Genomic DNA, 11,606 nt, shown 5'->3' with positions numbered 1-11,606 from the left:
CCACCCTGACCAGCGATGCCTGGGGGCGCCTGATCAAGATGCAGGCCCCGGCACTGGCCAATGGCAGCAGTCCGTCCGTCGCTTACAGCTATGACTCGGCCGGCAATATGCTGACCCAGGTCGACGGCACCGGCGCCGTGACCAAGTACGAATACGACGCCTTCGGCAACCAGACCAAGGTCACCGATGCCCTGGGCAACATCACCGAACGCAGCTACAGCAACGGCTTGCTGACCAGCGAAAACATCAGCTTCAACCAGAGCGTGCAATCCGCCAGCTACCGTAAGCCGCAGACTGTACGCATGGTGTATGACGCGGCGCGCCGCCTGCGCTTCGCCATCGACCGCGAAGGCGGCGTCGCTGAATACCGCTACGACGCCAAGGGCCAGCGCATCAGCAGCATCACCTATACCGGCGATGCCTATGCCGGCAGCGGGTATGCCGAAGGCGACCTGGCGAGCTGGGTCGCCGGCCGCGACAAGTCGCGCACCGTGCGTACCGATACCGCCTTTGATTTCCGTGGCCAGGTCAGCCAGGTCACCAAGTGGAATGCGATCGATGCCAGCGGTAATGGTATTGCCGACGGCAAGCAGTCGGTGACCAATTTCGTCTACAGCCAGGCTGGCCAGCTGCTGCAGACCATCGCCCCGGATAGCGGCACCACCAGCCTGACTTACGACGGCCTGGGCCGCGTACTCAATCGCATCGACGATTCGGGTGCCGTCACCAGCACCGTTTACGACGATGCGGGCCACAAATCCGTCCTGCGCATGGCCAATGGCCTGGTCACCACCTCGACCTTCAACGAAGCCGGGCTGCTGATTTCGGTATTGCAAAGCGACGGCAACCAGGCCTTGGGTGAAACCAAATACTGGTACGACGCCGATGGCCGCCTGCGCGTGACGCAAGGTGCGAACGGCGCCAAGAGCGCCGTGCTGTATGACGCGGCCGGACGCAAGTCAGCGGAGGTGGATACCACCGGCGCGCTGACCGAATACATTTACGACGCCAACAACCACCTGGTGCACACCATCCGCTATGCGACGGCGGCGAAGCCCGAGTTGCTGGTGCCGGCCAGCACCGATCTTGGACACGCCGACAACAGCGCGGCCCTGGAACGTGCACTGGGCTGGACCATCGATGCGCTGCGCCCGCAAGCCGGCGCGCAGGACGTGAAGTCCTGGAACTTCTACGATACGCTCGGCCGCCTGGCCTGGCAGGTCGACGGCATGGGTTTCGCCACGCAGACGCTGTACGACGGCGCCTCGAACGCCTATGCCGTCAACCGCCTGTCCACGCCGATCGATACTTCGCAACTGGGCAACGGCCTGGGTGTGACGCTCAAACTGGGCGGCAACACCACCTCGGTGCAACTGGCGGAGGTACGCGGCACCGGCAATACCCGCACCTACACTGCGGTCGTCACGGGCCAGATTCCGGTCGGCACCGGCGGCACCCCAAGCGGCACGGTCACCTTCTTCGCCGGTTCGACCCTGTTGGGCAGCGCTATCGTGCGCAGCGGCGTGGCCAGCTTTACCGGCACCATCCCGGCCGGCCACAGCGACATCAGCGCCGTGTACTCGGGCGATGGCGGCAACTTCGGCAGCACCTCCAATTCCATCGCTACCGATGCCGTGGTTCTGCCGGCGACCAGCATTACGCTGTCTGCGGACAGCACCAGCGTGCGTTTCGGTTCGCCGCTGCAGCTGACGGCAACCGTGACCGGCGCGGCGCCGGGCGGCGTGGTGGCATTCTTCAGCGGCGAGGTGTCGCTGGGCTTCGGCGCGCTGGTGAACGGAGTGGCGCGCCTGAGCGCCACCAATGTGCCGGTAGGGCAGGGCAAGCTGACCGCCGTCTACCTGGGCGACGCGGCCAATGCCGGCAGCACTTCCGCCGTGCTGGAAGAGACTGTGGAAAAAGCACTGCCAACCGTCGTGCTGTCGACTTCCCGCGACCAGACCGAATCCGGTGCCCTGATCAAGTTGACCGCGCTGGTGGATGGCCCGAATCCGCAAGGCACGGTAACTTTCTACGACCAGGCGAACGCCGTGATTGGTACCGCCAATGTGATCCGCGGCCGCGCCGAACTGGTGGTGACCAACCTGCCGGCAGGGACCGAGAAACTGGTGGCCGTTTACAACGGCGACGGCAACAATGCCAGCGTGGCGTCGGCCGCCATCGACGAGCGTGTCGCGCGCGTCACCAGCCATACCAGCCTGTATGTGGCACGCAACGACACCGCATTCGGCAACGTCACCAGTATGTATGCGCGGGTGACGGGCTTCAACCCGGCCGGCATCGTGTCCTTCTTCGACGGCAATCATAAGCTGCTGGGAACCAGCCAGGTGATCAACGGCGAGGCGCGCCTGAGTGTCGCCAACAGCAATGTGCCGCTGGCCGAGATCATCGCCAGCTATGCCGGCGACGCAGCCAATACCATCAGCACTTCCGACCAGGTGAACAATGCCCGTGCCGGCACGAGCTATACCTACAACGAATCCAATTCGACCCAGTACGCCACTGTGACAGTGGGCGAAACGTTCTACTTCGGCTTTGTGACGAACGGCCCACGTCCGGCCGGCGGCGCCAGCCTGTACGATATGCGCGGCAACCTGCTGGGCAGGGTTGATGGCGCGAACGGCAGTGGAGTCTATCGATTCACTATCGAAAACGCCATGCTGCCAGCTGGCGACCAGGTCCTGACCATGGTGCAGGACGGTGATGCCAACATCGCCCCGGCGGTCGCCAGCGGAGTCTTGCACGTGCGCCGCGGCGCCATTCAGATCAAGGCCGGCACCTTTGACAGCCGCAACGTCGAAGTGGGACAGACCAAGACGGTGACCGTCACGCTGGACAATGGCGGCAAGCGCCCGATCGGCGGCACGGTCACTTTCACGGACCTGACCACCAACGTGGTGCTCGGTACGGCGCCCGTCATCAATGGCGTGGCGGCGTTTGCCGTCGAGGCGCAATGGAACGGCGGCGGCCATACGATCCGCACCGACTACTCGGGCGACGACTACAACAGCGCCGAGTACACGATGACAAATGTCACGGCCGAGCCAGCGCCGCCGCTCAAACCGGCCATGACCTTGAGCACCGACGTCAGCTCGGTGGTACAGGGTGGCAATGTGACCATCACGGCAACGCTGTCGGGCCCGAACAACATCGGTACGCCGCTGGTTGCCGTGCTGTACAGCGGCATGCGCTGCCTGAACGGCCAGTGGTTCGCCAACGGTTCGAATACGGTATCGTGGACCATGCCGCTGGACCAGGTCGGCACCATGCCGCTGCGCGTGGTGTATTACCATAATGACTCCAATAGCATGTATGGCCAGTACCAGCTCTCCGAACAGAACGTCTCGAATGAGATCAACGTTCAGGTCACGCCGAATGCATCGTACGTGTCGCCGGTTGAGACCAAACCGGCACCGCCGCTTGCCATCAGCATCGACACCAAGGATGCGGCTGCAGTTGGCGGCGCCTCGATTACCGACGAACTGATTCTCAAGGCGACCTTCACCGATGGCTTCACCTCGCGCCAGGGCGCGGTGGTGGCCTTCTTCAATGGCGACAAGCTGATCGGCGTGGCGCAGACCCAGGGCAATGGCAGCACCGCCATCCTGAAGGTGGGCCACCTGCCGCCGGGCGACTACAAGCTGACCGCCAAGTTCTCGAGCGACGGCAATGCCCGCCAGGTGGAATCGCCGGTGATGAATTTCACCGTGGCGCGCGCCGCGACCAGCACCTCGCTGATCGTGGCGCCGACCGTCAACAAGCCAGCGAATACGGTCACCATGCTGGCGAAAGTAGCGGGTCCGCTGACCATTGGCGGCCGCATGAAATTCTTCAACGGTAACCAGCTGATTGCCGAAGTCGACGTCAAGGCAGGATTGGCGAAGCTCGAAACCGTGCTGCCGGATGGCGTGGCAAACCTGCGCGCCGAGTACGCGGGCGATGCGGCCAGCCAGGGCAGCGTTTCCACTTCCGTCAGCCGCGAAGTGATCGGCAACGGCGCACAAGTGAGCCTGGCTGCGTCCACCCTGACCAGCGAAGTCGGCGCACCGGTCATTCTGACTGCGCGCGTCACGGGCCACCAACCAGGTGGCGCGGTGGCTTTCTTTGCCGGCAACAAACTGCTGGGTAGTGCTTACCTGATCGGCGGGGTAGCGACGCTGAGCGTCAATCAACTGTCGTTGGGCGAGCAGCAACTGATTGCCGTGTATGGCGGCGACACCAGCAATGCCAGCGCCACTTCGGCGACCGTGACGGAAACTGTCGTGCGCAGCAGCAAGCCGCTGGTGCTGACGACGTCGCGCACGGATGCCAACGCCAGCGCGCTGTTGGCCTTGCGCGCTACCTTCGGCGATGCCAGCGTGACTGGCAAAGTCAATTTCATGAACGGCAGCACCCTGCTGGGCAGCGTCGACATCGTGAATGGCGAAGCCGTGCTGGAAGGCGTGCGCCTGCCGGCAGGCAGCAATGCCCTGCGTGCGGTGTACGCGGGCGACCAGTTGCATGTCGCCGCCAATTCCGAAGTGGTGACCGAAGATGCCGCAGCGGTACCGACCCTGGTGTACTTCACCAGCCCTGGCCAAGTACCATACGGTTCGCCGATCGTCCTGACCGCGCGCGTGGAAGGCGATCATCCAACCGGCAAGGTCGTGTTCCACAGCGGCAGTTTCAACGACCCACCATACGGTGTGGCGGACATTGTCGACGGCGTTGCGACGCTGGTGGTAACCCGTCCGATCGATATCCAGAACCGTTGGGCGGCAACCGCCTATTACCTTGGCGATGCCTATAACGCGCCGAATGTATCGGCGGCCAGCGCAACGAATGTGGTTCCTGCCTCGCCGGTCGTGACCGTGGCCGTCTCGCCGGCCTCAGTGCGCCTGGACGAACCGGTGGTGATTACCGCCTCCATGCCGCGCATCGGCGCCATGTACCCTGAAGGCACGGTGTCCTTCTATGACGGCAATACCCTGCTGCGTACGATGAATACTTCGGCGGCCAGCGGATTGGTGCAAATTACCTTACGCAACCTTGCTGCGGGTAGCCACAACATCACCGCGAAATTCAGCAAGTCGCATTCGAACTACGCCGATTCCGTGATGAGCGCACCGGTTGCGCTGCAAGTGCAGGCGGTGGCAACCACCACGCTGACCATGGCGGCCGGTTCCGTAACCCCGGTGGCGGCGGACCAGCCATTCACCGCCAGCGTGACCATCGGTGGCGGTACGTCGCCGTCGGGCCTGGTGACCTTCTCGGTACGCGACAGCAAATCGGTGCCGGCCACCGTGCGCGTGGTGGGCACCGCAGCTGTGGTGAACGGCGTTGCCAGCCTGACGCTGGCGGCATCGGCCTTCTCGACCTTGTCCGGCCAAGCCGCGATTATCGCCAGCTATGAAGGCGATGCGAACAACAAGCCTGCCGTCAACACGGTCGGTACCATCATGGTCACCACGCCGGTTGCCGTGCAAGCCCCGGGCGCAGGCACGGCCACCACAGTGTCGCTGAGCAGTTCCAACCAGTCCGCCCCGCACGGCACGATGACCGAGCTGGTGGCGCAATTGGGCGCGGTTGGCGGCGTTCCCGCTACCGGCACCGTGACCTTCTTCAACGGCACCGAGCTGCTGGGCAGCGTCACGCTGGTCAACGGCGTCGCGCGCTTCAAGACGAACGCGCTGCCAGTGGCGACCAACAAGCTGAGCGCCGTTTACTCCGGCGACGCGAACTACGCCCAAAGTGTATCGAATCCCGTCAGCCAGGCTACGGTAGTCGCTACCGATAATTCCGAGTTTGAAGCGACGGTATCGAGCGACACCGTCAGCACCTCCGGCGGCAGGATATCGTTCAAGGTCAGGACGATCGGCGCGCACCAGGACGGTGCGTTCGATATATACATCGACGGTGCGTTCAGCGGCAATCACAAGATAGTCGACGGCCTCATGCGTGGCTATGAATCGGGCTGGACCTGGGACTATTGGACCCTGGGCGGGGTTGGGCCGCACACGGTTCGCTTTGTGTTCAAGGCGGCCGATGGTACTGCTACAACGATGACAGACGTCAAAGTCAACGTAGTCTCTGCGCCACGCCTGCCGACCCCAGGTATCACGGTCACGTCGTCCGCTCCAAATCCGGTATATGGCTCTGCACTGACGCATACCATTCGCGTCACGGGCAATAATCCAACCGGTACGGTTTTCCTCTGGAACGTTGGTAGCTGGAACTCTGAGTCCCCTGTGCTGGCGGCCATGGAACTGGTCAATGGCGTGGCGACTTTCACCACGCGTAATACCGGTGTCAACAATACGAGCGCTTGGCAGGCGAGTTACTCTGGCGATGCCAATAATGCCAGCACCTCCACCGGGTATAACAGCGGCACTGCCGTCGTCCAGACCAATTATTCCGTCACGACGCTGCAAAGCGAGAACCTGGTCACGGCAAGCGGCACGGAACAGCGTCTCACGGCACTGGTCACTGGCGACCATCCATCCGGCACCGTTACCTTCTATGACCAGTACGGCAACGTCCTTGGCCTGGTCGACGTCAAGGAATCCGAGGTGCGTGGCCAGGGCATCGCAACCCTGACGCTCGCCAATGTTCAGCCGGGCCGCTTCTGCATCCGGGCCAGCTATTCCGGCGATGCCGCCAACAAGACCAGCGTGGCCAGCCTGGCCGCCGGCTTGCCGGAGCCGACTACCCTGTCGATCACCAGTTCGGACCCGCAGCTAAGGCAGGGCCTGCCGCTTACCCTGAGCGTGCGCGTTACCGGCGCGCAGCCGGGCGGCATGGTGCAGTTCTTCGATGGCGCCAACAATGCAATCGGACGCGCCGAGCTTGTCAATGGCGTAGCTACGCTCACCCTGGGCAAGCTGCCTGCCGGCCAGCATTCCTTCACCGCCCACTACCTGGGCGACCAACATAACGCGTTCAGCGTCGGCAGCATTGTGCAGAACGTCGCGTTGGCGCAAACCCACGTCTCGCTCAGCACCCCGCACGAGAACTGGAAGCAGGGCCAGCCGTTGGTGCTGACCGCCAAAGTGGAGCGCGAGGGCGTTGGTTTTGCCTCCGGCACAGTCACCTTCTATAATGGGGCCGAGATCATCGGCACCTCTGACGTGTACAACGGCTTGGCAGCCGTCACGGTGACCACGCTGCCGGTCGGTGTCAACAAGCTGAGCGTGCGTTTCTCCGGCGACAACAATAACCAGGGTAGCGCTTCCGAACCGATCACACAGGCAATCGAGCTTGCGCCGCAACCAGGCTCCCTGGCATTCACCAGCAGCGTAACCGGCTCGGCGCCGCAGGGCACCAGCATTACGCTGACTGCCAAGCCCAATGGCTCTGCAGGTAATGTCCCGGGCGGCATGGTCACCTTCGTGCATGGCGGCGACGTGCTGGGCACCGCGCCGATCGTGGACGGTGTGGCGAAGTTCACCTTCATTGCGAGCAAGATGGTGTCTGGCGCGCTGGGGGCCGTTTACTCCGGCGATGCGGCGAATGCCGGCAGCGCCATGGTGGGCAATTCCAGTTACAACCTGCAGGTGACGCAGCAGCCGGGCGTTGTGCTGCCTCCGGCACCGGCAACCACGCCGACCAGCGTCGTGCTGTCGCTATCCAATACCACGCCTGTCTATGGCGAGGCGCTGACCCTGAGCCTGAGCGTTTCCGTGCGCGATGCCAGCAAGCCGGCGACCGGCATGGTCATGTTCTACGACGATGCGAATGTGATAGGCTGCGCGATGGTCAAGGATGGCATTGCCACGATGACCTCGACGACCTTCCGCGGCGCCGGCCATCATTTCACGGCGGTCTACTCAGGCGATAGCAACAACGCAGCTGTGGTTTCCGGTCGGACGGACATTTACGTGAGCGATGCCAAGATCACCCCGACACTGATCCTGTCGAGCGATCATACGAATGTCGGCGAGTGGGTGCGCGTCGTCGCGCAGATCAAGGACCAGCCTGGCATCCTTGAGCGTCCAGACCTGGGCTACGACTATAGTGCCAAGGTAGTGTTCTCGCGCGGCGGCACCACTATCGGTTACGGCGTCGTCAAGGATGGCCTGGCCTACTGCGACTTCAATAGCAGCATTGCCGCCGGTGAGCCGATCACGGCCGAATACGTCGCAAGTTGGGTTTCGCGCAGTGCTAGCGTTTCGGCGCCGACGCCTCTGGCAACCGACACGCCGAAGTCCATCCCGCGCCTGCTGGTTTCGAGTTCGGCCCCGGCTTCTTCGCTTTATGGCAATGCTGTGTCGTTCACCGTCAGGTTGGCCACCCAGTCGGGCGACACGCGCTACAACGGCGTTGGTACCTTCACCTTCTACAACGGCGACAAACTGATTGGCAGTGCCAAGGCTGACTACTACTACCAAGGTACGATCCTGCTGGAGAACCTGCCTGTTGGCGCCAACCAGTTGCGTGCGGTTTATTCCGGCAACAACGGTGAAGAGCCTGTCAGCAGCCTTATCTTTACGCAGTACGTCACCAAACCGCAGCCTGATCTCAATTTCCAGAGCCAGACCGCTGCGGACGGCACCGGTACGTATACTGTCACCGTCGGGAACGGAAAACAGCCGCTTCCAACGGGTACTGTCACGATCTTCTCGCGCGATGGGCAACAACGCATCGGTTCCGCGAGTGTCGTTGATGGCAAGGCCGTGGTCACCATCCCACCGGGCCGTTGGCCCGGCGACGCCAAGACTCACAGTATCTATTTCTTCGACATCGTTTACTCGGGTGACGAGAACTACGCTTCGCGCAGCAACAGCAACATCACAAGTACGCCAAGCCAATACGGTTCGGCGTCGTTGACCAGCGTTCCAGGTGCGGAACCAGGAACGGTAGTCCTGGCTGCCAAAGTCACCGGGGCGAACCCGGGCGGCTATGTGAGCTTCAAGGACCAGTATGGCAATTTCCTGGGCAGCGCAGCGATCAACAATTCGCAGGCGCTCATCACGGTCAAGAACCTGCTAGGCGATCTGGCAGGTGTCAAAGCTTATTATGCCGGCGACGAAGTCAATCCGGCATTCACCATCAATTATTCGCCGAATGCCGACGCGACCAGGCAGCCGACCGTCACGACGGTGTCGACTGCGGCGGCGGCAGTGCAGCAGGGCAGCAAGGCGACCCTGAGCGCGCGTGTCAGCGGTGGCAACGGCAACCCGACCGGTACCGTCAACTTCTACGACGGCACCATCCTGTTGGGCGTGGGCACGCTGGTCAATGGCGTGGCGACCATCAGTGCCGGCGCACTTGTGGCCGGCCTGAACCAGGTCACCGCCGTGTACTCGGGCGACGCCTCCAACGCGACCAGCATGTCCGGCTCCATTGACGAGACGCTGATGGCGGCGCCGGTAACTGTGATCCTGAACAAGGTAACGGCGCCCGTGGTGCAAGGCACGTCGCTCACCTTGACTGCCGTGGTAACGGGTAATGTCCCTTCCGGCAAAGTGACCTTCATCAGCGGCAAAACCGTGCTTGGCGTGGTGGACGTGAACGCGGGTGTGGCCTCGCTGTTCCTGCCGCGTGTGGACCTGCCGGCTGGCGAGAATACGATCATCGCCAGCTATTCCGGCGACACGGAAAACCAGGCGAAGCTGTCGTCTTCCTTCACGCTGACGGTCACGCCGGGCCTGAAGACGGTCTCGCTGGGACAGGACACCATCGACCGCAAAGTCCAGCAGTACTTCAATAAGAATGGCCAGGTGCGTGCCACGATCAACGCCGAAGGCTTCATGACCGAGTACCGCTATGACGCGGCCGGCCGCCTGGTGGAAACGATCGCCTACGCAAACGTGACGGCAGCCAATGCCATCGACCTGGCCAGGGACGATGCCGACCTGTTCAGCATGGCGCCGGTTCCGGCCGCCAATGCGGCGGACATCCACAGCTTCGTCTACTACAACAAGAAGGGCCAGAAAGCGGGCGAGGTCAATGGCGAAGGCTACCTGACCGAGTACTCGTACGACACCAGCGGCAGGCTGGAAACGACCCGCCGCTATGCCAACAAGGCGCTCGGCACGCCAAGCACCACTTCGGCGCTGGATGCACTGCGTCCGGCTGTCAGCGGCGAAGACCAGGTCACCACCAGCAAGTGGAACAAGCTGGGGCAACTGGCCAGCCAGACCAATGCCGACGGCACCATCTCCACGTTCAGCTACGACAACGTTGGCGCATTGACCGGCACCACGGTTGCCAAGGGCAGCAGCGACGAGCGCACCGTATTGAAACGCTACGACCTGCAAGGCCGCGTCGTGGCCGAACTGCCGGGAACCGGCGTCGCGCTGCTGCGCGGCGACATGGATACGGCGGCAGTCGATGCGGTATGGGCGGCGCACGCCACCAACTACACCTACGACGCCTCGGGCCATCGCACCAGCATGAAGGATGCGCTGGGCAACCGCAGCCTGTTCTTCTACGACGACGCGGGGCGACTGCGCTTTGCCGTCAATGCAGCTGGCAATGTGACCGAATCCGAGTACGACACCCTGGGCCGCCTCAGCGCGACCACGGCTTACGCCACCAGTGTGCCTGCCGACGTGCTGGCCAGCCTGCAGGGCGGCGTGCTCTCCGCCGCCGCGTCTGCGGTAACGGCGCTGGCGACGGCGAAGTCCGGCGCCGCGGCGCAGAACAGCGTGACCCGCTTTGCCTACAATACCGACAATGAACTGGTGCAGACCACCAATGCCGCCGGTGGCGTGAACAAGGCCATCTACAACGCCTTTGGCCAAGTGGTGGCTTCGACGGAAGGCACCGACAACGCCGGCAACGGCGTGACCACGCTGCATACGTATGACCGCCGCGGCATGGAAACAGGCACCAACACCCTGCGTGAAAAGATCTACCACGTCACCAGCGCGCAGTACGACGCGTTCGGCCGCCTGGTGCGTTCGGTCGATGCCAACGGCAACGTCTCGCAGCAGGGCTACGACAAACTGGGCCAGGTGGTGACAACCACCGACCCGCTGAACGGCAAGCGCTCGGCCAGCTACGATGCCTTCGGCCGCGTTCTGACCCAGACCGATGCGCTGTCGCGTGTCACCACCCACAGCTACAACACTGCGGAACGCAGCACCACCGTGACCACGCCGGAGGGCGTGAGCGTGACCACTACGCAGACCCGCACCGGCCAGAAGCACAGCGTCAAGGACGGCAACGGCAACGTCACCACCTACAGCTACGACCAGGATGGCAAGCTGCTGGCCGTCGACAGCGCGCTGGCAGACAGCAGCTCCGAGTACGATGTGGCCGGCCAGCTGGTCAAGAGCCGCGATGCCAACGGCAACGAGGTGACATACACCTACGACAGCGCCCACCGCCTGCTGACCCGTACGGTCGACGCGGCCGGCGTCAAGCTGGTGACCCGCTACGGCTACGATGCCAAGGGCCAGCGCGTGAGCGTGACCGACTCCAACGGCACCGTCACCCGCATGGACTACGACCTGACGGGCCAGGTGATGACCCAGGTGGTCGATCCGGATGGACTGAACCTGACCACCAGCTACACCCACGACGTGCGCGGCAACACGCTGACCGTGACCAGTGCCGGCGGCACCACCATGCAGTACGTGTACGATGACCTGGGCCGCCGCATC

General features: G+C 63.2%; 1 protein-coding gene. It reads left to right on the top strand.

The window, feature by feature from the left end:
- On the top strand, nucleotides 1-11,606 hold an 11,606-nt coding region (locus BM269_RS28675), incomplete at both ends, for an Ig-like domain repeat protein (RefSeq protein WP_170860515.1).

The organism is Duganella sp. CF458, assembly GCF_900113115.1.
In the GTDB taxonomy this organism is placed as follows: Bacteria; Pseudomonadota; Gammaproteobacteria; order Burkholderiales; family Burkholderiaceae_D; genus Rugamonas.
Note: the sequence above shows the minus strand (reverse complement) of the source record. Positions and strands in the feature narration are given on the sequence as shown.